Here is a 22749-nt window from a genome sequence, read left to right on the forward strand (position 1 = left end):
ATTTCGCCGTGCTAAATTGGTGAAAAACCCGCATAGAAGGTTCACCATGGATCTGGATTATCACCGTATTTTAGAAGTCGTCACGCGTTTTCAATTGGTCTTTGATCAGAAAAATTGGGATGCTTTTGATGAGTTGTTGGCAGATCAACTTGAGGTGGACTATTTCCAATTTAGAGGAGAGCCTTTATGTGTCGTATCTTGTCATGAATATAAAGGTTCTCGGCAGCAAGCCTTATCCCATTTGCGACTACAGCACAATTTGAGCAATCCTCTAATTCGGATTGAACAAGATCAAGCTTGGTTAGAATGTAATTATCAAATTTATCGTTTTTCAGAAAATGATTATTTTCATTCTTTTGGTCGTTATTATTTTACGTTGGCGAAACAACAAGACCGTTGGAAAATTACCCGAATTTGCCAACACTTAACTAAAAATATTGGCAATCCGCGCATTCATTTTTCTGAGGTTGGGCAGTATTAATCTTTAACTGCTGTTCCATAAGCAAAAACTTCGACCATTCCGCCATGCATTCCGAGTTCGGTTGTACTCAGCCGAACTCCCATAATATGGTTAGCTCCTGCGGTATGGGCTTGTTGTTTTAAACGTACAATTGCCTCTCGACGAGCACGCTCAACAATACTTTCATAACTGGTTAGTCTTCCGCCCAAAACATTTTTTATAGATGCCAATACATATTTAAAGTAATCATGAGAAATCACAACATTACTGCTAATAAAGTGGCCCAGTTGGTCACTCGTTGCAAAACGATTGGTATCAATTCTGATATGGGCAAATTGTTGCTCTTTTTCTAGAAGTTCATTCAAATGTTTTCGTTCAATATGGCGGCCAAAAGCCCAACCAATACTGAAAAGAATGAGAAAAATAACAAGCTGAAAAATAAGATTGTCCATTTTCTACCTATGCATTAAATGGATCGGGTAGATGAGGTGCTTGAGGCTGCACAACCACTGCTGTGCCATACACAAATAACTCAGAAGCACCTTGTGCAATATTGGAAGTTGAAAAGCGAATACCCACAATTGCATTCGCACCAAGCTGTTGGGCTTTTACAATCATACGCTGCATGGCTTCTTGGCGAGATTCTTCTAATAATTCGGTATAACCCGTCAGTTCGCCACCCACGATATTTTTTAAACTTGCCATCAAGTCACGGCCAACATGTTTACTACGAACGGTACTTCCGTAAACAACATCCAGCTGCTTTACAATCTGGTGGCCTGGAACACTTTCTAAATTACTTAATAACATTGTTTTTTATCAATCTAAATTCTTAAGGTTTCAAGATAAAAAATATTCAGATGAGTTGCAATAAAAAAGCCCACCGAAGTGAGCTTTTATGAATAAGTTATTTAAAACTTATTGCTTTTTAAGTTCAGCACTAGATGGTTGATTAACCACTGTATCTGAAGTATTTGCTTTTAAACCACCACCTAGAGTTTTGTATAACTCGATTTGGTTGTTTAAGTTTGCTTGTTGAAGCAATAACAAACCTTGTTCTGCTGAATAAGATGAGCGCTGTGCATCAAGAACCGTCAAGTAACTATCAATACCGGCACGGAAGCGGGCATTTGAAAGTGTGTAGTTGCGGTTAGTTGCTTCTACTAGACGTTGTTGAGCTGTTAAACGCTCACCAATGTTGGCACGAGTTGCAAGCGCGTCATTAACTTCGCGGAACGCAGACTGAACTGATTTTTCATAATCAGACAATGCAATTTTCTGATCAGTTTCAGAAATTTTTACATTGGCACGACGAGTGCCCCAGTCAAAGATTGGTAAGTCTAAGCTTGGTCCAATTGACCATACAAAACCACCTGACTTAAATAGATCACTTAAGTCAGTTGATGCATAACCTGCAGAACCCGTTAAGCTAATGGTTGGGAATAAACGTGCTTTTGCAGCACCGATATTCGCACCAGCAGCGCTTAAGTTATATTCAGCAGCTTTTACATCTGGACGGTTGTTAAGCAAGTCGCTTGGTAAACCCGCTGTAAATACATTTTGTTGCGTAATGCGTTTTACAGGTTGGGTTGGCAACAAGTTTTGTGGAACTGATTGGCCAACTAACAAGTTCAACAAGTTTTGTGCTTGAGCAATCTGTGTTTTGTAGTTTGCTACATCATTACGCGCAGTTTCTACAGAAATCTGTGCCTGACGTAGTGGAACTTCACTGTCGATGCCCACATCAAAACGTTTTTTGTTGAGATTGTAAGAATCTTGCTGTGCTTTAAGTGTTTGCTCTGCAAGTCTTAAGTTGGCAGTTGCGAAAGAATAGTTCAACCAAGCTTGAGCCACTTGACTGATTAGACTGATTTGAGTCGAATCACGTGCGCTTTGCGTTGAAAGATAACTATCTAATGCAGCATCTTTTAAGCTACGTACGCGGCCCCAAAAATCAAGCTCATAGGCAGTTACACCCAGACCTACTTGATAAGTAGAGTAGGGGTTATTCGGATCACGGCTTTGAGAAACCTGACGAATTGCACTACCACTTGCTCCGATTGTTGGAAGCTGATTGTTCTGTGTAATTCGATATTGCTGTTGAGCACGTTCGATATTGAGCGTTGCTGTACGTAAGTCGCGGTTGTTGGCAAGTGCCAAATCAATCACTCCGAGCAAACGAGGGTCAGCAAAGAACTGTTTGTAACCCTGTTCAGCAATAGACGTACCAGAAGCGCTATATGCATAGCTTTGTGGAATATCGGTTTTCACGACTGGTTCTGGGCCGCGCATGCTTTGACAAGCTGACAAAGCAAGCGCAAGTGCAGATACCGCAATGCTACGACCTGAAATAGACCATACGTTTTGCATCACGATTTATGCTCCTGAGTGTTTATGGTTTTTGGTTTGTACTTAAAGATACTACGAATCCACACATAGAATACAGGGATAAAGAAGATACCTAAGAACGTTGCACTGAGTACGCCACCGAGTACACCGTAACCAACAGAGTGCTGACTTCCTGCACCTGCACCTGTTGAAAGGGCAAGCGGAAGTACACCGAAACCGAAGGCAAGGGTAGTCATGATGATTGGACGTAAACGCATTTTTGCAGCATGTAAAGTTGCTTCAATCAGGTCTTCACCTTTTTCCTGCAGCTCTTTTGCGAACTCAACAATCAAGATCGCATTTTTTGCAGAAAGACCGATTACCGCGATCATCGCTACTTGGAAGTAAATGTTATTTGAGAGATTTGGATCTCCTTTAATAATCATACCCAAGTAAGTTAATACGATTGCACCAATAATACCGAGTGGTACTACAAGTAAAACCGAGAACGGAATAGACCAGCTTTCATACAATGCAGCCAAGCAAAGGAAAACGATTAACAATGAAAGCGCATATAAGAATGGAGCTTGAGCACCAGACTCACGTTCTTCAAGTGATAAACCTGTCCATTCATAGTCGAAACCTTGTAAGCCCATAGATGGTAACTTAGCAATAATTTCTTCCATCGCTTTCATCGAGTCACCAGAGCTCACGCCAGGTGCAGGTGTACCTTGAATGTTAACCGATGACACGCCGTTATAACGTTCAAGACGTGGAGAACCATATGTCCATTCGCCAGTAGCAAATGCAGAGAACGGTACCATTTCGCCTTTGTTATTACGTACATACCACTTGTTTAAGTCTTCAGGCATCATACGGCTACCCGCATCACCTTGAACATAAACTTTTTTCACACGGCCACGGTCAACGAAGTCGTTAATGTATGAGCCACCCCATGCAATACGCATTGTATTGTTAATTTCGGCAATACTCACACCCATCGCTCCAGCTTGAGCTTGGTCTACATTAATTTGATACTGAGGTGTATCTTCTTGACCATTAGGGCGAACACCCACAAGACGTTTATCTTGTGCAGCCAAACCTAAGATCGTATTACGTGCAGCAATAAGTTTCTCATGACCTTGACCACTTGAATCTTTAAGTTGCAAGTTGAATCCGGCTGTTACACCGAGTTCAGGCATTGCTGGAAGCTGTAAAGGCATGATGTAAGATGCGTCTTTAACGATCATGTTCAATGCCATACCACGCTGAATCAATGCACCAATTTGAGTTTCTGGTGAAGTACGTTCACTCCAGTCTTTCAATTTAACGAAGCCAATACCAGCATTTTGACCAACACCTGTGAATGAGAAGCCCGAAACGGTGAAAATAGATTCCACAGTATCTTTTTCATTCATGAAGAAGTTTGTCATGGTGTCAATCACTTTACCTGTACGGTCAAGCGTTGCATTTGGCGGTAATTGAACAAGCGTCATTACCACACCCTGATCTTCTTCTGGTAAGAATGAAGATGGGAGTTTTTGGAACAAGAACACTAATAAAGCAATAACTACAGCGTAAAGCACGCCAGAGAAGATTTTGCCCTTAAGCATGCGGTTAACACCATTTTGGTAGCTATGCGACATGCGGTCAAAACCATTGTTAAAGCCTCTAAAGAAACGAGCAAAAATATTATTGCTTGGTGCTTTGTTCGGATCATGCTGTTTTAAAATGGTTGCACAAAGTGCCGGTGTAAATGTTAACGCTACAATTAACGATAGAACCATTGCTGTTACAAGGGTAATCGAGAACTGACGGTAAATTACACCAGTTGTACCACCAAAGAATGCCATTGGTACGAATACCGCTGTTAATACGCTTGTGATACCAATTAACGCGCCAGAAATCTGTTGCATTGATCGTGAGGTCGCCGTGACCGGATCGGTATGCTCTTCGCTCATAACCCGTTCGACGTTTTCGACCACAACGATGGCGTCATCGACCAGAAGACCAATTGCCAATACCATGGCGAACATGGTTAAGGTGTTAATTGAGAAGCCAAAGATATTAATAACAGCGAATGTACCTAACACAACAACAGGTACAGCAAGTGTTGGAATAATCGTTGCGCGCCAGTTCTGTAAGAACAAGAACATCACAATGAATACTAAAACTACCGCTTCAATTAATGTGTGTACAACACTTTCAATTGAAAGACGAATAAATGGAGTCGTGTCATAAGCTAGTTTATCTGCAAGACCTGTTGGATAGTTCTTACGTAATTCAGATAAACGATGTTCAACAGCTTCCGCGGTATCAAGTGCGTTGGCACCAGTTGCAATTTTAATTGCAAGACCACCAGCAGGTTTACCGTTAAACTTCGAGTCAAACTGATAGTTATCAGAACCTAACTCTACACGTGCAACATCTTTTAAACGAACCTCAGCACCAGATGCTGTGTTCTTCAAGAAGATATTTTTAAACTGTTCAGGTGTTTGCAGCAAACTTTGTGCATTCACTGTTGCGTTAAGCACTTGACCTTGTACAGCTGGTGCACCACCTAATTGACCTACTGCTACTTGTGAGTTTTGCGCTTGTAAAGCTGTCGCAATATCACTAGGAGTAAGTTGATAACTGGTTAACTTAGCTGGATCAAGCCAAATACGCATTGCGTATGAACCACCAAAGACCTGTACCTCACCCACACCAGCAACACGGCTAAGTGGTTCTTTAATTGATGAGTTTACGTAGTCTTTAATGTCCGAGTCAGAAAGGCTGTTATCTGGTGAGTAGAATGCAATAACTTGCAAGAAGCTTGCACCAGATTTAGTTACTGTTACACCTTGACGCTGTACATCTTCAGGTAAAAGCGCAGTTGCAGATTGCAATTTGTTTTGAACCTGAACCTGTGCAATATCTGGATCAATACCTTGTTCAAAGTTTAATTGAATAGAGGCCTGACCGTTACCAGCACTGTTAGATGAAATGTAGCGTAAACCATCTAGACCATTCATTTGTTGTTCAATGATCTGGGTTACAGTGTTTTCAACAGTCTCAGCAGATGCACCAGGATAAGTTGCAGCAATTGTAACTGTCGGTGGTGCAATCGTCGGATACTGTGCAATAGGCATTTTTGTTAGCGTGAGAATACCCGCCAACATAATGACTAATGCAATCACCCACGCAAAAATGGGGCGATGAATAAAAAATTGTGCCATTCAATCTACCCCTTATGCATTAGATGCTTTCTGTTCTGCTTGAGGTTTACCTGATTGAGCCGGTTTTGTCGCATTTGGAGCTGCACCTTGTGGATTCGCTGGTTGAGCTTGGTAAGGTTTTGCTGAAACTTCTTGCCCTTCTTTAACTTTGGCAACACCGTCAACAATCACTTTATCACCAGCTTTAAGACCGTTAGTCACAATCCAGTTTTGTCCTTGAACACCAGAGGTTTCAACAGGACGACTCTCAACAGCACCTTTGGCATTAACAAGCATTGCTACAGCTTGACCTGTAGGTAAACGTGTAATTGCAGCTTGAGGAATCAGGTAAGCATTAGGAACTACACCTTGAACAATCTGTGCAGTGGTATACATGCCTGGAAGTAACAGATGATTCGGGTTTGAGAATACGGCACGTAAAGTAATCGTTCCTGTATCCTGATTTACAGAAGCATCAGAGAAAGCAAGTTGTCCTTCGATTGGGTAAGTTGAACCATCTTCGAGCTTCAATTTCACTTTCGTGTTGTTACTATTGTTTAAACTGCCTTTGCTAAGTTGTTGACGTAAACGTAATAACTCGGCACTAGACTGGTTAATGTCAACATAGATTGGGTCTAACTGTTGAATCGTCACTAACGGATCAGTTTGGTTGGCAGTCACTAAAGCACCAGCTGTTACAGAAGAACGTCCAGACTGACCAGAAATTGGTGAGCGAATTGTAGAGTAGCCAAGATCAACATTTGCATTCGTTACTTGAGCTTTTGCAGCAGAAACTTGTGCTTCGGCAACATTAACCTGACCAAGTAAGTCGTCATACTCTTGTTTAGATACAGCGTTACTTGAAACAAGTTGCTTATAACGGTTTAACTTAGTACGTAGTGAAGCTAGATTTGCCTGTTGTTGTAAAAGGGTAGCCTTTGCATTTTCAAGCGTTGCACGGTTAGTTCGAGAATCCAGTTCATATAGAGCCTGTCCTTCACGAACGTAACTTCCTTCAGCAAACAAGCGTTTTAAAATCACACCACTTGTTTGAGGGCGAACTTCAGAAATTTGATATGCTGAAGTACGGCCGGAGAGTTCAACGCTTTGTTCAACACTTTGTGGTTGAGCAACAATAACACCTACTTCTGCAGGCGGCATTTTCTGAGCAGCAGCAGCTTGCTGTTTCTCATCGGAGCCTTTGCTACAACCAACAAGTGCGATACTTGTTGCTAATGCGCAAGCAGTAAGGGCAGGAGCCCAAAGCTTAGCCGACATCATTGTTCCACCTCGTTTAGATAAAATCTAAAAATATATTTGTTTTCTACTTAACCTACTTTGTGTTTGTAATAACCAGAGCCAAAGCAGTGCAATCCAAATAAAACCTATGCCCCAACCGGCGAGTACATCTGTTGGAAAATGAACTCCAGCATATATTCTTGAAAGCCCCATGCAGATAAACCAAAGACAGGAAATCAAAATGATATAAGGAGAGTTAGTGTTGGGCTTATGGCATAACATTATCATTGCCATACAAGCCAGTGTTGATGCATAAACACTATGTGCACTTGGGAACGATGCACCATAACTTTCGACAATATGATATACCTGTGGAGGTCTTGGACGGTCAACACACCACTTGAGCAGCCAACCCGTGATGATACTGCCAAGAACACCCACGCTAATGAAAATAACAGTAATATATTTTTTATACCATGCTTGATATATACACACCAACAAGGATAAAAAACATACAAAAGGCATACCACCTACACGTGCTAGAAAGGTCGTAATAGAGTTAAGATAATCTGATCGATTTTCACTCAATATTTGAACGGTGAGAAGATCCAAAGATTGAAGTCTTGGTACAAAAAGACCAAGAACACCTAATCCTAAAAAAATACAACCAATAAAAAGCAATAAATAGGGCATGTATATACCTTTGCTTGTTCAAGCAGTGTCTACTACTGAAAGCCGTTAAAAGTGTACTTGCCAGTACACTTTTTTTCAAGCCTGATAGATCATCGTAAATTCATTTTGAAAATTTTTTAACATTTGGAAAAACAATCACAACAAAATTGACGAAAATCACATTTTGTGTACAAAGCAAAATTCTTAGTGGTCTGCTTTTTTCCCGTTATTTGTTGAAGTGTTTTCTTCAAGTTCTAATGGTTGTTTTGGTGGCCAGAAAAAATCACTTGGACGAGTTAAAAAATGAGTCATGACCAATTTGGCTAAAGGTTTCCATTGTTCAAAGCGGACTCGACGCGCTCGTAATGCCACAATAATTGTTAAGGTGAAACTCACAAATAAGTTGGTGAGACCAATACATAACACACCGAGAAAGGACACGATAATCAGTCCGATATCTGGGCTGCCGTTAATAGTCATTAAACCTTGAATAAAGTTAGCGGATGCAAAGGCAATATGGCGAATATCTAAAGGTAGACCTAGGATAAAGCCTATGGTTCCCATACTTCCTAGCATAATACCGAATAAGAAGTTACCGGCTAACGCACCTAAATTACGTTCAATATATTCAGCAAAACGGTTAAGGCGATCTTGCCCAAACCAGCTAGCTAAACGGCGATGTGCTCTTAGACGCGGGCCGACTTTTCGGTAAACAGCCATGTTGTCAAAGTATCCTGCAATGAGACCTGACAAAAACAAACATACTCCAGCAATTGCTGCATGTGGAACTGCTAATGAAGTAAAGGGGTTTAAGCTGTGTAGAAGATAAGTTGCTTTAGTATGGGTTAATAACGGTTCATCAAGATAAAATTGCCATGCAAAAGTGATGAGTGCCGCAGTAGGAATCGCAATTGAAATATTGCCCAAAATAGCAATAAATTGCGTTCGGATAATATTAATAATAAGCGCCGCTAACTCCGCAATTTGAGCCGTTTTAGAGCCTTTACGTTGCTGTACTGTTGCAGCAAGAGCCGCCGCCGTCATAGCGGGCTGCTTAGTCGCAACTGTAAAATGCAGAACATGAATCAGAATGAAACCTAGAGAATAATTCATACTGAAAGTAAAAGCTTGCATGAGTGGGGCCATTGTCATTCTTGCAGCAAGAATTTTTAAAGATGCCATAAAGGCAATAATGACACCTGCACCAGCGGCAGCTTTATACATTCCCCAAAAGCCTTTGGTATCTGTACTTACGTAATGTTCACCTGTTCGGCTAGCATTTTCTGTTACCTGAAAAGCAATGAGTTCACTGGTCGTACTGAGTAATGAGCGAACACTTTTTTCGCTGTAATGTGCCTTGGTTAAATCGGAAATCAGATGTCCTAAAGAAACATATTTTCCTTTAGTGTTATCTACGACCAGATAAAGTAATAACTCAATTCGGTCAAGACATTGCTCAAGTAATGATAGTAAGTAAGTCAAACTTAAGCTGACACCAATTCTTTTGGTCGCACGACGAATCTTTAAAACCACATCTCGGCACTGTTCCAACATAACAAATGCTTGTGATGCATCGGGCGGGGAAATAACTGCAATTTCATGTTCAGAAATTTCTTGTTTTTTATACTTTTCAATAAACTCAATAATTTCACGGTTCTGAACTAAAAACGGTGACTCATATTCTGTTAATTCTGGTTGAGCATTAATAAATTCGGGATAAAGACCAATTCCACTAATTCGATAAGATAGGACCGTAATGGCTTTAATCATTTCACTTTGAATGACTAACTTCTCATCGACATTACTTTGGCTTTGCCCAATAAGACTAAATAAATTTGCCCAATCTTCATCATCAATATTATTGAGCCAAATTTTGTCACTTTCTAAATAGAAAATTTTTCCAATTAATATTTTGAGTTGGCTTGCATCTTCTATTAAAGGTAAAAAATGTGCTCCGAGTCTTTGCCCAAGCTGGTTCCAGAAACCATCTAAAGACAAAATTCCACTATCAGCATATAAACTAACTTGCTTATAGCGATTAATTAAACGTAATAAAAAAGTTTGTAGTAAGAAGGGCGCTGTAGGTGTGCGCAAAAGACTTTCAATAAAAGCCTGTATTTTTTTCTTAATTTCATCCGTATCTTGTGGGTTGGATGGTCGGATGACATTGATGAGTTCAATCAGTAGATTTTCATCAATGACAGCTCGAGGATCCTCAAGCTGCTTCTCTATTTTTAAAAAAAGATCTGAAAAATTTATATGCATAGGCAAAATAATATCTATTGTATTCGATGTAATGCAAGCTGAGTTAAGTTAATCAAAGCCTGACGATACGGTGTATCGGGTAGGTTTGATAAAGCTTGCAGTGCTGCTTCTGTTTCTTCTTTGGCACGTTGGTTGCAATAATCTAAAGCACCAGACTTCTGTACAATTTCGATGACATGAGATAGTTGGTCTACTCCACCAGTTGCGATACTGCGACGAATAATCGCATGCTCTTCACCTGTTGAGCGTGCTAATGCAGAAATTAACGGTAAAGTTGGCTTACCTTCCATTAAATCATCACCAATATTTTTACCTAATGTTTCAGCATCAGAGGTATAGTCTAAAATATCATCAATAATTTGGAATGCATTACCAAAATGACCAGCAAATAATCTTAATGGCTCACGGTACGCTTCTTGCCCTGCCAAAATAGCAGCACCTTCTGTAGCCAGCTCAAACAGGCGAGACGTTTTACCATGAATAATTTTTAAATAAGTTTCTTCAGTTGTATCTGGTTGATGCTGTGATTGAAGTTGTAATACTTCACCTTCAGCAATTTCACATGTACCTGTTGAAAAGTCTTTCAATAAAGTCATGTTGTTTAAATCGACCAATAAATCGAAAGCACGAGCAATCAAGAAGTCGCCAACTAAAACGGCTGTCTGATTATTCCATGTCGCATTTGCTGTAGGGCGACCACGACGAAGCCCAGATTCATCTACCACATCATCATGGACCAGTGTCGCGGTATGTAACATTTCAATGATTGCAGCTAAACGCTGTGCATTTGCCATGTTATCTAAACCACAAGCACGTGCTGCAAGCAAACACATGATTGGGCGCATACGCTTTCCGCCAGCTTCAACGACGTGTTTGCTGACAGACATGACTAAACCGACTTTTGAGCTAATTCCTTCATTAATCAAGTGATCCATCGCAGCGAAGTCTGAAGCAACAGGCGCAAGAATGTCTTGCTTGAAATCGATGACCATATGAAGAAAAACCCCGTATTGGTAGATAAGTGGCGTTAGTGTATCAATTAAAGATGTGTTGCACAGGTTAACAAGTGGCTGATATTAATCATTTCTATTGTTTTTAAGCGTTTTTTGTTCTTTATTTAAGCAAAATACGATGTTTTCGGCAAAACAATAAATTTAATGACATCAGCATTAATACAACTTGTTCTTGACGCAATTTGTGTTTGGAACTGTATTTTAATTTTCATTCAGAATCAATGAAAACTGCTAAATTCCAGTCCAAGCTGTTTGATTTTGTAAGAATAGGGGATCATGCTTTACTGATAGATAGAAAATACTTGTCGTTTGATCAAATTTCACTTAAAATCTGTCGCCTTGTATAACCCCAGTGGCGATCGTTTTAAGATCGATATATCCCTTTATCGACACGACGACACGGGCTGATTGGAGTACATTATGTACGCAGTAATCCAAAGCGGTGGTAAACAGCACCGTGTAGTTGAGGGCGAAACCCTTAAAGTTGAATTATTGAAAGCTGAATCTGGTGCGACTATTACATTTGATGATGTATTAATGGTTGTAAACGGTGACAACATTCAAATCGGTGCTCCAGTTGTAGCTGGCGCTAAAGTAACTGCAGAAGTGATTGGTCATGGTCGTCACGACAAAATCCGCATCATCAAAATGCGTCGTCGTAAACACTACCGTAAACAACAAGGTCACCGTCAATGGTTCACTGAGTTGAAAATTACTGGTATTTCAGGCTAATCACGAGGAGTAAGAGACATGGCAACTAAAAAAGCCGGTGGATCGACGAAGAACGGTCGTGATTCAAACCCAAAAATGTTAGGTGTTAAAGTTTACGGCGGTCAAGCTGTAACTGCTGGTAACATCATCGTTCGTCAACGTGGTACAGAGTTCCACGCTGGTGCAAATGTTGGTATGGGCCGTGACCATACTTTATTTGCTACTGCTGACGGCGTAGTAAAATTCGAAGTGAAAGGTCAATTTGGCCGTCGCTACGTAAAAGTTGAAACTGTATAAGTTTTAGCTCGAAAAAAGCCCACATTTTGTGGGCTTTTTTTATGGCATTTATTTTTATTCATCTTCATCATGATGAATGAAATTCTACAAACAACATGAATAACATAACAAAATATCTTATTTTCTCAATGATTAGCACAGAGTTTGTCGGTTAATATGAGTCTTGAATTAAGAGCTTACTCAACTTCATAACTTTACTTTGAAAGAGAGTAAGTTGTCTTACAGCAACTAAAAAGGTGATGACATGAATATGCTTCGTAAAACTATGTGTGCTATTACACTTAGCGCGTCAGTGCTTGCTCCTGTAATGAGTACTACAGTGTTTGCTGCGCCTGTAGCAGCACCGGAGCAACAGGCAATTGGGAACCTGGTTAATCAGTTATCAGGTTTACAGCGTTTGACTGCCGACTTTGAACAAACAACTAAAGCCAATACAAAAACTGTGGCACAGAAAAAGAGTTTAAGTGCACAGCATATGAACCAGACATTTAAAGGCTCAATGAAAGTTGAGCGTCCGGGGAAATTTTATTGGGAAACAGTAAGTCCTGCTAAACAAACTATTGTAACGAGCGGAAAAACAGTTTGGATCTATGATCCAGATTTACAACAAGCGGTCCGCCAAAGCTTAGATGATCAGGTTGCAGATACACCAGCATTATTACTCTCTGGTAACACCAACCAAATCATGAAGTCTTATCGTGTAACACAACCCGATAAATCTAAACTTTATTTCACATTATTCCCTAAAAAAGAAGATGGGGCATTCCAAAGCTTAACAATTAGCTTCGGAGCAAATAAAGCGCCTACACTTATGGTATTACAAGACTCATTAGGTCAAACCACCTATGTACGCTTTAAGAACGTTAAAGTAAATGCTTCAATTCCGGCATCAGTCTTTAACTTTACGCCGCCAAAAGGTACAGATGTTATTGACCAATAATTAAAGCCTCTTCAAAAAAGCTACTTTAACGGTAGCTTTTTTTTATATAAGAGAAACAGATACATTTTTTAACCCCGTCTTATTCTTACGCTTTGTATAGTGTTAGAGGTAAATTCATGGGGATTATTATGCGACTTTACGATAAGAAAATTATTTGTATTCTTCCATTAATGGCTGCAATGGCAATGGTGACTGGTTGCCAACCAAAGTCGGCAGCCAAAGAAGAGCAGGCTGCTTCGACTGCAAAAGTTAAAGAAACGAAAGAGGCTGGTGTTCCTGTAATTCAAGCAAAAGTAATCCCGGTAAAATTGCCAAAATCAAAAGTTTGCTTAGAAGATGGTTGTACTGAGTATGATTTTCAAACAGTACAGACCAATCAAAAATGGATTAATGATTACTTCACCAATCGTATAAAGAAAGCAGATCCGAATGCTTTTGCAAATTTAGCCGATCAACCAGTTGAAGTACCTGAAGGTGAACCAAGTTCAAGTCAAAGTGCAATTTATGTTCGCTATTTAGGGCAAAACTATAATCTTGCTACCTTTGCATTACAGACTTATTCATACTCAGCTGGTGCTGCACACGGCATGTCTCATCAAGAATTTGTAAATTTTGACTTATTAAATAAAAAGCACATTACTGTTGCTGAACTTATTCAGCCAGATGTTGAAAAACAGTTGGTTGATGCTCTTTTTGAAGCAAATACAAATTGGCTTCAAGCGCACAATATTAGCCGTGAAAAACTTCAGCTAAGCGATAATTTCTACTATGGTGCTAATGGCATTGTATTTGTCTATCCAATTTATGAGCTAGCTTCATATGCAGAGGGAATGTCTGAATTAACGCTGCCATATTTTGATGCGGGTAAGTTCATTAAACCTGAGTATTTACCAAGTGTGCCAAACTATAACTTTTAAAATAAGTGATCTATTCTAAGAATTGTGTGAAAGCTATTCGTTATGAAGATGATCACTATATTTTTTAGTGTTAAGGCCTTACACTATAGCCAGTTTTTTACCCATATTATGATTGATTATGATCAACCCTAAGTTACTCAGAAATAATATTGAAGCCGTTAATGCGGCTTTGGCAAAACGCGGTGTTCAATTAGATGTTCAAGAATGGGCTTCTTTAGAAACTCGCCGTAAAGATTTGCAATCAAAAACTGAAAAATTGCAGGCAGAACGTAATGCCGGTGCAAAACAAGTGGGTCAGATTAAAAAATCCGGTGGTGATGCTTCTGAAATCATGGCGCGTATGCAAGCCATTGGCGACGAAATCAAAGCTGCTGAAGTTGCTTTGTCAGAGTTACAAAACGAGATTGAACAAAAAGCGTTGAGTATTCCTAACTTACCAGATGAGTCTGTTCCTGCTGGTAAAGATGAAGATGATAACGTTGAAATCTCAAAATGGGGTACGCCTCGTCAGTTTGATTTTGAAATCAAAGATCATACTGATTTAGGTGAGTGGATGGGTGGTTTAGAGTTTGAAACCGCTACTAAATTGACTGGTTCACGTTTTAGCGTATTGAAAGGTTCTTTAGCACGCCTACAACGTGCATTAACACAGTTCATGCTTGATACCCATACTTTAAAGAATGGCTATACAGAAGCTTACGTGCCTTATTTGGTCAATGCTGATTCACTTCGTGGTACTGGTCAGTTGCCAAAATTTGAAGAAGATTTATTCAAACTTCAAGGTGAAAAAGAATATTACCTCATCCCTACAGCAGAAGTTCCAGTTACTAACTTCGTTCGCGATGAGATTATTGATACCGAACGTTTGCCTTTAAAATATGCAGCGCATACGCCATGTTTCCGTAGTGAAGCTGGTTCTTATGGTCGTGATACCCGTGGTTTAATTCGTCAGCATCAATTTGATAAAGTTGAGATGGTGCAAATCGTTAAACCTGAAACATCTATGCAAGCACTTGAAGAGCTTACTGCACATGCTGAGGGCATTTTGCAGGCACTAGGTTTGCCATACCGCAAGATTTTGCTTTGTGGTGGTGACATGGGCTTTGGTGCAACTAAGACTTACGACTTAGAAGTTTGGGTTCCAAGCCAAAATACTTATCGTGAAATCTCTAGTTGCTCTAATATGGGTGATTTTCAGGCACGCCGCATGAAAGCGCGCTACAGAATGGATCAAAAGAAGACCGAATTGGTGCACACACTAAATGGTTCAGGTCTGGCAGTTGGACGTACTTTGCTTGCTGTAATGGAAAATTACCAACGTGAAGACGGTTCTATCGAGATTCCAGAAGTATTACGCCCATATATGGGTGGTGCAACGTTTATTGACTAAGCTTTGCATCTAAATTGTGCACGGTTTTTGCTTAACCCAAATCAGATGATTAATGTAGAGGTTTAAGGTGGATATTTTTCCAATCTCTTTAAAGTTGCAACAGCAACATTGTCTGATTGTGGGTGGTGGGCATATTGCATTGCGCAAAGCAAACCTTTTAGCCAAGGCGGGAGCAGTAATCGATATTATTGCTCCTGCAATTGAAGAGCAGCTTTTACAGTTAGTCAAAACGACAGGCGGAGAGTATTTTGCCGAGTCCTTTGCTGAAAAAATATTAAATACACCATATCGATTAGTGATTGCTGCAACTAATGATGCGCAAGTGAATAAAGCTGTTTTTGAACAATGTGAAGCGCGTAATTTATTGGTCAATAGTGTTGATGATATTCCACATTGTCGCTTTATGGTTCCAGCTATTATTGACCGTTCTCCGTTAATTATTTCTGTCGCTTCAAATGGTGCATCACCAGTTTTATCGAGACAACTTCGTACTCATATAGAAACAATTGTTCCGCATGGCATGGGTAAGTTGGCTGAGTTTTCTGGTCAGTGGCGTAAGCAGGTAAAAGAAAAAATTCCCAATCCAGATGAGCGTCGGATTTTTTGGGAAAACCTCTATGCTAGCCCATTGAAAGAACAAGTTTTCAATGACAATTTAGAAGTTGCAAATGGTTTGATTCAGCAAGCCTTAACAGAATGGACTGCACCTAAAGGTGAAGTTTATTTGGTAGGCGCTGGACCGGGTGATCCAGAGTTACTGACACTAAAAGCATTACGTCTTATGCAGCAAGCTGATGTTGTGATTTATGATCGTCTTGTTTCTGCGCCCATTTTAGAGCTTTGCCGTCGTGATGCGACTAAAATTTATGTCGGTAAAGCCCGTTCAAATCACTCCGTTCCCCAAGATGGTATTAATGCTTTACTGGTTGAATATGCTCAAAAAGGAAAGCGTGTTTGTCGTTTAAAGGGTGGTGATCCATTTATCTTTGGACGTGGTGGTGAAGAGATTCAAGAGCTCGTTGAGGCGAATGTCACTTTCCAAGTTGTACCAGGTATAACAGCAGCATCAGGCTGTTCAGCTTATGCGGGTATCCCATTAACACATCGTGATTATGCACAAAGTGTTCGTTTCTTGACTGGGCATTTAAAGGAAGGTTCACCTGAACTTCCTTGGAATGAGCTGGTTTATGAAAATCAAACTTTGGTTTTATATATGGGGCTAGTTGGTTTAGAACGCATTTGTGAGCAACTTATTGCTCATGGTCAACGTGCTGATATGCCAGTAGCTTTAATCTCTAAGGGAACCACACCAGACCAGAAAGTTGTAGTTGGAACATTAGCTGATATCGCAACGAAAGTGTCTGAACATCATATTGTAGCACCGACTTTAACCATTATTGGTGAAGTGGTGAATTTACGTGAACAGTTAAAATGGCAATAAGTTCATTTGAGTTTATTGCTGGTTATTAAAGTCGAGAAAATTTGTGATTCATGTTGTCCTATACGAGCCTGAAATTCCTGCCAATACAGGCAATATCATTCGTTTATGTGCTAATACTGGTGCACAGTTACATTTGGTCAAGCCTTTAGGTTTTGAATTGGATGATAAAAAGCTCAAACGAGCAGGTCTTGATTATCATGAATGGGCACGTATGCAAATTTGGGACAACATAGAACTTTGCCTTGCCGACTTGAAAGCTAAAGGGGTTGAGCATGTTTTTCCACTCACCACTAAAGGTTCTGCAACTCCGCATACAGTTGATTTGAATCGACCTGTGGCTTTACTGATGGGGCCGGAAACACGCGGTTTGCCTGAGCATGTTCGCTTGATGTTTCCACAAGAACAGTGGATTCGTTTGCCGATGGCGGAAAACTCAAGAAGTTTAAATTTATCTAATGCAACGGCTGTGATTGTTTATGAAGCATGGCGTCAGCAGGGTTTTAAAGACTTAGGATAAGTTAATAGTTTTTAAATAAAAATAAGGCCACAGTTGTGGCCTTATTTTTTTATATAAATCCAATTAAGCCTGTTCTAGCACTTTTTCGTCATAAGTCATTTGGGCTGCTAAAACCTGTTCAATATTGCTTTCGGCCCATTCCTTTAATTGGAACGCCATTGAAGCGACATTTTGCCCCAGAGAAGTGAGTGAGTAATCAACACGAATAGGAGATGTATTTTGAATTTTACGCTCAATAAAACCGTCTCTTTCCAGCATTTTTAACTTCTGTGATAAGACTTTAGGCGAAATACCTTGAATATTCTTTTTGAGCAAGTTGAAGTGCTGAGTTTCCTCTTCAAGCACATTTAAAATTAATAAAACCCACTTATCTGCAATTTTTTCAAAAAATAAACGAGCAGGGCAATGTTGTTGAAAAACATTATATTTTAGACATTCATTCATACTATTTACCTGCTAATTTCTTAAAAAATTACCATAGTTACCAGTTAGTAACTAATTGACACCTAGTTTCTAAAATATATCATAAGTTGGAATTTAATAAAACAAAGGTTTGCTCCCATGTCTAACTCTAATATCGCGGTTGTATATTTCTCTGGTTATGGCCATACCAAAGTAGTGGCTGAAACATTTGCAAACGAAATTAATGCTCAGCTCATCCCAATTGATCAAGAAGGTAATATTACTGAGCAAGATTGGCAGACATTAAATGATGCGAAGGGGATTGTTTTTGGTGCTCCGACTTATATGGGTACAGCACCATGGCAGTTTAAAAAGTTTGCTGATGCAACTTCAAAAGTTTGGTTTACACGTGGTTGGCAAGATAAAGTATTTGCAGGCTTTACAAACAGCGCGAGCTTAAATGGGGATAAGCAGGTTACACTTATTCAATTACAGACTTTAGCATCGCAACATGGTGGAATTTGGGTGAGCCTTGGTTTATTACCAGCGAATACAAAAGATGCAACACGTGAAGATGTAAATAACTTAGGTGGTTCAGTTGGACTTTTAGTTCAATCGCCTTCTGATGCAAGTGTAGAGGAAGTCCCTGCTGGAGACCTTGAAACAGCGAAACTCTATGCTCAACGTGTACAAAATATTGTGAACAAAATTTTTGGTTAATTTGACAATAAAAAAGGCGCTTTAAGCGCCTTTTTTATGAGGGATGGTTATTCATGTTCATTATGTTGAGGTGCTTGATATTTAAAACCTTTAGTTTTATAACCTAGGTATAAAATACCGAACATTGCCCACCATAATCCATATTTCAAGGCTGTCTCTTCAATCTCAAGCCATAGAGCGAAAATACTGAAGAAGCCAAGAAGTGGAATAATTACAAAGTTAAAAATATCTTTGAAATTCTTTGTACGGCCATCACGTAAAGCATAGCGTGAAATCACTGATAAATTAACAAATGTGAATGCAGTTAACGCACCAAAGCTAATCATTGAAATGACAATATCTAAACTCATGAAACCTGCTGCTAGTGCTACAACACCAACAATAAGAATATTGTATGAAGGCGTATAGTTCTTTGGACTAACATGACCAAAGATTTTTTTATTGATTACACCATCACGTCCCATTGCATACATTAAGCGCGATACACCTGCATGAGCTGAAATACCAGATGCCATGACAGTAATAATTGCAAAAGCAAGAACGTATGACTGAAATAATGAACCACCTACAAGTAATAAAATGTCTGGCTGTGTTGCTGCAACATCTTCAAAGTAGTTTTTAGGATCATGTGGGAAGTAAATTTGCATGAAGTAAGTACTGATGACAAAGATTACACCAGCGATAAGTGCTGTTAAGAAAATCGCTTTAGGTAATGTTTTCTCAGTGTCTTTTGTTTCTTCTGCTAAAGAACTTAAAGAGTCGAATCCAGTAAACGAGAAGCAAAGTAATGTTGCACCAGTGACTAATGCCCCTACGGATGTCAACTCATTCCAGAAAGGCTCTAAGCTCCATAACTGATAACGGGTTGCTTCTGTAATTGGACCTTCTGCATTATAGCCCATTTGTAATTTGCTATAGACTAGATAAGTAAATATGCCGATCACGAGTAACTGTACAAATACAATCAGGCTATTAAAATTAGCAACAAAGCGTGCGCCACGTAAGTTAATACCAGTCATGAAAGCGGTTAATACAATTACCCATACCCAATGATTGACTGTAGGAAATAATGCATCAAGATAAATACCAGCCAAAATAATATTGACCATTGGTGAAAGCAAATAATCTAACCAAGATGACCAACCCACCATAAAACCAACATTAGGGTGAATTGATTTTTGTGCATAGGTATAAGCTGAACCTGAAGATGGATAGCGCTTAATCATATGTCCATAACTAATCGATGTTAGCAAAATGGCAATTAATGCAAAAATGTACGAAGTTGGAACATGGTAATGACTTTCTTCGGAAACTAGACCGAATGTGTCAAATAATGTCATTGGCTGAATATAGGCTAAACCAATAATAATAATATGCCAAAGACCTAGCGTTTTTCGTAGCTTAACTACAGACGGAGTCCCAGAGATAGTTGTCAACGGCGTTATCCTCATAATCGTTGATCAAGGATCAGCTTGGTGTTAAGGATCGTTTGAGACGAACGATCCCCCCTACAGAAAAAGATAAAGTGCGCCAATCTATCCTAAATTGATGCAAATTGTCAGTACTTTCATCGATTTTTTAGCAAATTTTTTGCCATATTTACAAATAAAATGATGAATATAGATTCACATCTATAAAAAAGGTCCTGATTTTATATAAAAATCAGGACCTTATGGGGGATTTTTGATTTAACTTATCTTATTACCATGCCTTTTGTAAAATATCGCGGATATCTTTTAGGCTTGCTTCTTTAGGGTTGTAAATAATTGAGCCGTCATTTAGTGCTTTTTCTGCAACTTCATCGAGCTGTGCTTCAGTTACTTTGCCAGTTTCACGTAAAGTACGTGGTAACTTGGTTAAGGTAAATAAACGATCACGCATTGCCAAAATTGTTGCAATCGCTCTGTCTGCACGTTGAGTTGCTGGAGTTTGTGCATAGATATCAGCACCAGCTAATGGCAACAGTAATTCACCAATTTTCTGGCCATTTACCTGCTTATTATATTCAAGCACATATGGTAAGAATAAATTCATACATAAACCGTGGGGCAGGTGAGCAACAGCACCTAAAGCATGACCTAAAGAATGTACAAGGCCTACCATTGAGTTAGAGAATGCAATACCTGCCATTGTAGAGGCTTGTGCTAGTTCTAAACGACCTTGTGAGTCATTTGGGTTTTCTAGGACATTAAATAGGTTTTCACTAATCTTTTTAATTCCAGCACTTGCATAAGCATCGCTAAGTGGATTGGCAGCCATACATGTATATGCTTCAACACAATGTGTTAAGGCATCCATACCTGTCATTGCAGTTAAATGAGGTGGCAATGTAAGTGTCATGCGTGGATCTAAAATCGCTGCATGTGGCATTAAGTAATAAGAGGCAAATGCCAATTTAACATTCTTTTGCGTATCTGAAACCACGGCAACCATAGTCACTTCAGATCCCGTACCTGATGTAGTCGGAATTACGAAAAATGGTTTTAATGGTTTTGGTAGGTTGTGTGCACCAGAATATTGAAGTAAGTCATCTCCACCTTCAGATACTAAAATGTTAGTTGCTTTAGAAGTATCGATAACTGAACCACCACCTACAGCAATAATCGCATCGCATTTATTCTTGCGATAAGCTTCTGCGGCAAGACGAACGACTTCTAAACTTGAGTCTGGTGGAACATCATCAAACACATGACCAATGACAGCATCAGTCGTACTGAACGCAGCTTCAATCGGGTTGAGTAGGCCATTTGCGCGCACACCTTTATCTGTAATGATGAGCGGACGTTTTGCACCTAAAGTCGCAAGTTCAAACGGAATATGTTCTAACGCAGCATTACCGGCAATGACTTTTACAGGACAAAAGAATTCGTAATATGGTTTAGCCATGTTATGCGCTCCGCTTGAAATAGGACTTAGCTACTTTTAAGTAAATATTTGCAGCTTCGTTGAATTTTTCTTTTAGGGTGAGTTCGGTTGGGTATTCTTTGACTGCAAGAGACGCAACCAATTTAGGTAAAATGAGAGATTCCATTTTATTTAGACAGCGTACTAAACGAATGGCAGCAGATACATCGCCATCAGCAATCATTCGGTCATTAGCAAATGCTTGGGCAGTACTTTCTTGAAAAGAAAATACTAAAAAGGCATGAGTTACATGTTTGAATGTAATAGTTAAGTCTGGCTTTCTTTCAGCTCTTTTGAGTAGCTCTAACTGTTTGTCTTCTGTGACTCGAGCAAAAAATGCTGGTCCATTTGGGAAAACATTCATTGAAAGTACAAAGTGAACAGGAAATTTAGATACTTCCTCTTGTATTTCAGTGTCCACTTGACTTGCCATGACTAAGCCACGACCAACAACATCCATCATGAGCTTAACATAGGCAAGTTGCAGAGTAGGCTTTACAGCTTTTGTCGAAATCACTCGCGTATCCCTTGTTAAAATTATGCAAAAGCAAATTTAGAGCAATTACTCTAATCCATTTTTATTTCATCGCAAAGCGATTTATTCAGTTTTGACTTCTGGGTCATTAAAGTATCCAGTGTTCTTAATATACTCAATAAAGTCTTGGCAAAGTTGAGTGAATGATGGATAAGGAGTCACCAAATCTTGTATACGCACCATTTCTAAACCAGCGTAGCCACAAGGATTGATCGTCTGGAACCCATCTAGGGCACAGTCTAAGTTTAATGCTAACCCATGGTAGCTACGACCACGACGAATTTTAAAACCTAGGGAACCGATCTTACGGCCATCTACATATACTCCTGGTGCATCAGGCTTAGCATACGCTTCAATTCCGTATTTTTTTAAAACATCTATCATGAATTGTTCAGCAAAACTGACCAATGTACGCACGTTCCATTTTAGACGATTAAGATCAAACATGAAGTAAGCCACAAGTTGACCGGGTCCATGCCAAGTCACTTGTCCACCACGGTCAGTTTGCACTACAGGAATATCTGATGAAATTAGGATGTGTTCAGGTTTACCAGCTTGACCTTGAGTTAAAACATTATGATGTTGGAGTAACCATAACTCATCAGGCGTATCTTGATCTCGCTCATTTGTTAAGAGTTTCATGGTTTCAAACTTGCTTTGATAATCTTGTAAATCGTTCCATTGCCGAATGATTAAGTTAGGTTTATCAAGGCTCATCACAATCTCTTCCTATAATTAGTTTATGCGGCGCCCAGTTAATATCTACTAGATAAAAGCCGAAAACCTTGTAATTTTAAAGGA

At 39.5% G+C, this 22749-nt stretch carries 22 protein-coding genes; 9 read left to right on the top strand and 13 right to left on the bottom strand.

Annotated features, from left to right (window positions below; translation table 11 throughout):
• The first annotated feature begins 46 nt into the window (after window positions 1–46).
• Window positions 47–481 (top strand): nuclear transport factor 2 family protein, encoded by a 435-nt coding sequence (locus ACTJJH_RS09270; RefSeq protein WP_440601042.1) that lies wholly within the window; start codon window positions 47–49, stop codon window positions 479–481.
• Here ACTJJH_RS09270 and ACTJJH_RS09275 read toward each other — a convergent pair.
• The 8 genes from ACTJJH_RS09275 to sdsA form a co-directional block, all read right to left on the bottom strand.
• The gene (locus ACTJJH_RS09275; RefSeq protein WP_304398258.1) at window positions 478–912 is read right to left on the bottom strand and encodes a YbjQ family protein; all 435 of its coding nucleotides are present in this window, start codon (window positions 910–912) and stop codon (window positions 478–480) included. The two genes, ACTJJH_RS09270 and ACTJJH_RS09275, sit on opposite strands and share 4 nt — an antisense overlap.
• A gap of 7 nt (window positions 913–919) precedes the next feature.
• Window positions 920–1270: a YbjQ family protein gene (locus ACTJJH_RS09280; RefSeq protein ID WP_002116377.1), complete on the bottom strand. Its 351-nt coding sequence runs from the start codon at window positions 1268–1270 to the stop codon at window positions 920–922.
• 108 nt (window positions 1271–1378) lie between these two features.
• A complete protein-coding gene (adeK, locus tag ACTJJH_RS09285) occupies window positions 1379–2830 on the bottom strand; it encodes a multidrug efflux RND transporter outer membrane channel subunit AdeK (RefSeq protein WP_016143193.1) in 1452 nt (483 codons plus the stop codon).
• Complete coding sequence (gene adeJ / locus ACTJJH_RS09290; RefSeq protein WP_002116419.1) at window positions 2830–6006, bottom strand: multidrug efflux RND transporter permease subunit AdeJ; 3177 nt, start codon at window positions 6004–6006, stop codon at window positions 2830–2832. The genes adeK and adeJ overlap by 1 nt, the downstream gene beginning before the upstream one ends.
• A gap of 12 nt (window positions 6007–6018) precedes the next feature.
• Entirely contained in the window at window positions 6019–7266 is a 1248-nt protein-coding gene (gene adeI / locus ACTJJH_RS09295) for a multidrug efflux RND transporter periplasmic adaptor subunit AdeI (RefSeq protein WP_002116482.1), read from the bottom strand.
• 24 nt (window positions 7267–7290) lie between these two features.
• Window positions 7291–7917, bottom strand: a complete 627-nt coding sequence (locus tag ACTJJH_RS09300; RefSeq protein WP_005064516.1) for a phosphatase PAP2 family protein — start codon at window positions 7915–7917, stop codon at window positions 7291–7293.
• Window positions 7918–8100: 183 nt separating this feature from the next.
• A complete protein-coding gene (locus tag ACTJJH_RS09305; protein WP_440601043.1) occupies window positions 8101–10161 on the bottom strand; it encodes a site-specific recombinase in 2061 nt (686 codons plus the stop codon).
• A 14-nt stretch (window positions 10162–10175) separates the two neighbouring features.
• Complete coding sequence (gene sdsA, locus ACTJJH_RS09310) at window positions 10176–11153, bottom strand: All-trans-nonaprenyl-diphosphate synthase (RefSeq protein ID WP_440601044.1); 978 nt, start codon at window positions 11151–11153, stop codon at window positions 10176–10178.
• A 441-nt stretch (window positions 11154–11594) separates the two neighbouring features.
• Here sdsA and rplU point away from each other — a divergent pair, with 441 nt between their 5' ends.
• From rplU to ACTJJH_RS09345, 7 genes are all read left to right on the top strand, one after another.
• Window positions 11595–11906 carry a 50S ribosomal protein L21 gene (gene rplU / locus ACTJJH_RS09315; RefSeq protein ID WP_000271409.1) on the top strand — a complete coding sequence of 104 codons (312 nt, stop codon included), beginning with the start codon at window positions 11595–11597 and terminating at the stop codon, window positions 11904–11906.
• 18 nt (window positions 11907–11924) lie between these two features.
• On the top strand, window positions 11925–12182 hold the full coding sequence (gene rpmA / locus ACTJJH_RS09320) for a 50S ribosomal protein L27 (RefSeq protein WP_002116037.1): 258 nt from the start codon (window positions 11925–11927) through the stop codon (window positions 12180–12182).
• Window positions 12183–12426: 244 nt separating this feature from the next.
• Window positions 12427–13122, top strand: a complete 696-nt coding sequence (gene lolA, locus ACTJJH_RS09325) for an outer membrane lipoprotein chaperone LolA (protein ID WP_004789378.1) — start codon at window positions 12427–12429, stop codon at window positions 13120–13122.
• 116 nt (window positions 13123–13238) lie between these two features.
• A complete protein-coding gene (locus ACTJJH_RS09330) occupies window positions 13239–14039 on the top strand; it encodes an RsiV family protein (RefSeq protein ID WP_032037320.1) in 801 nt (266 codons plus the stop codon).
• 118 nt (window positions 14040–14157) lie between these two features.
• Window positions 14158–15429 carry a serine--tRNA ligase gene (gene serS / locus ACTJJH_RS09335; RefSeq protein WP_440601045.1) on the top strand — a complete coding sequence of 424 codons (1272 nt, stop codon included), beginning with the start codon at window positions 14158–14160 and terminating at the stop codon, window positions 15427–15429.
• A 67-nt stretch (window positions 15430–15496) separates the two neighbouring features.
• Window positions 15497–16870: a siroheme synthase CysG gene (gene cysG / locus ACTJJH_RS09340; protein ID WP_032037319.1), complete on the top strand. Its 1374-nt coding sequence runs from the start codon at window positions 15497–15499 to the stop codon at window positions 16868–16870.
• A gap of 43 nt (window positions 16871–16913) precedes the next feature.
• Entirely contained in the window at window positions 16914–17387 is a 474-nt protein-coding gene (locus ACTJJH_RS09345; RefSeq protein ID WP_005072891.1) for a tRNA (cytidine(34)-2'-O)-methyltransferase, read from the top strand.
• 63 nt (window positions 17388–17450) lie between these two features.
• Here the strand turns inward: ACTJJH_RS09345 and ACTJJH_RS09350 are convergent, their stop codons facing one another.
• A complete protein-coding gene (locus ACTJJH_RS09350; protein ID WP_032037318.1) occupies window positions 17451–17831 on the bottom strand; it encodes a winged helix-turn-helix transcriptional regulator in 381 nt (126 codons plus the stop codon).
• A 117-nt stretch (window positions 17832–17948) separates the two neighbouring features.
• Here ACTJJH_RS09350 and ACTJJH_RS09355 point away from each other — a divergent pair, with 117 nt between their 5' ends.
• Complete coding sequence (locus tag ACTJJH_RS09355) at window positions 17949–18509, top strand: flavodoxin family protein (protein WP_032037317.1); 561 nt, start codon at window positions 17949–17951, stop codon at window positions 18507–18509.
• 47 nt (window positions 18510–18556) lie between these two features.
• Here ACTJJH_RS09355 and ACTJJH_RS09360 read toward each other — a convergent pair whose 3' ends face one another.
• From ACTJJH_RS09360 to lipB, 4 genes are all read right to left on the bottom strand, one after another.
• Window positions 18557–19960: an APC family permease gene (locus ACTJJH_RS09360; protein WP_005064540.1), complete on the bottom strand. Its 1404-nt coding sequence runs from the start codon at window positions 19958–19960 to the stop codon at window positions 18557–18559.
• 250 nt (window positions 19961–20210) lie between these two features.
• Window positions 20211–21395 carry an iron-containing alcohol dehydrogenase gene (locus ACTJJH_RS09365; RefSeq protein WP_002116403.1) on the bottom strand — a complete coding sequence of 395 codons (1185 nt, stop codon included), beginning with the start codon at window positions 21393–21395 and terminating at the stop codon, window positions 20211–20213.
• Window position 21396: 1 nt separating this feature from the next.
• On the bottom strand, window positions 21397–21930 hold the full coding sequence (locus ACTJJH_RS09370; protein ID WP_005072911.1) for a hypothetical protein: 534 nt from the start codon (window positions 21928–21930) through the stop codon (window positions 21397–21399).
• A gap of 81 nt (window positions 21931–22011) precedes the next feature.
• Window positions 22012–22665 (bottom strand): lipoyl(octanoyl) transferase LipB, encoded by a 654-nt coding sequence (gene lipB, locus ACTJJH_RS09375; protein ID WP_005064548.1) that lies wholly within the window; start codon window positions 22663–22665, stop codon window positions 22012–22014.
• Window positions 22666–22749: the final 84 nt, after the last annotated feature.

This window comes from Acinetobacter sp. 22301, from assembly GCF_052045285.1.
In the GTDB taxonomy this organism is placed as follows: domain Bacteria; phylum Pseudomonadota; class Gammaproteobacteria; order Pseudomonadales; family Moraxellaceae; genus Acinetobacter; species Acinetobacter pittii.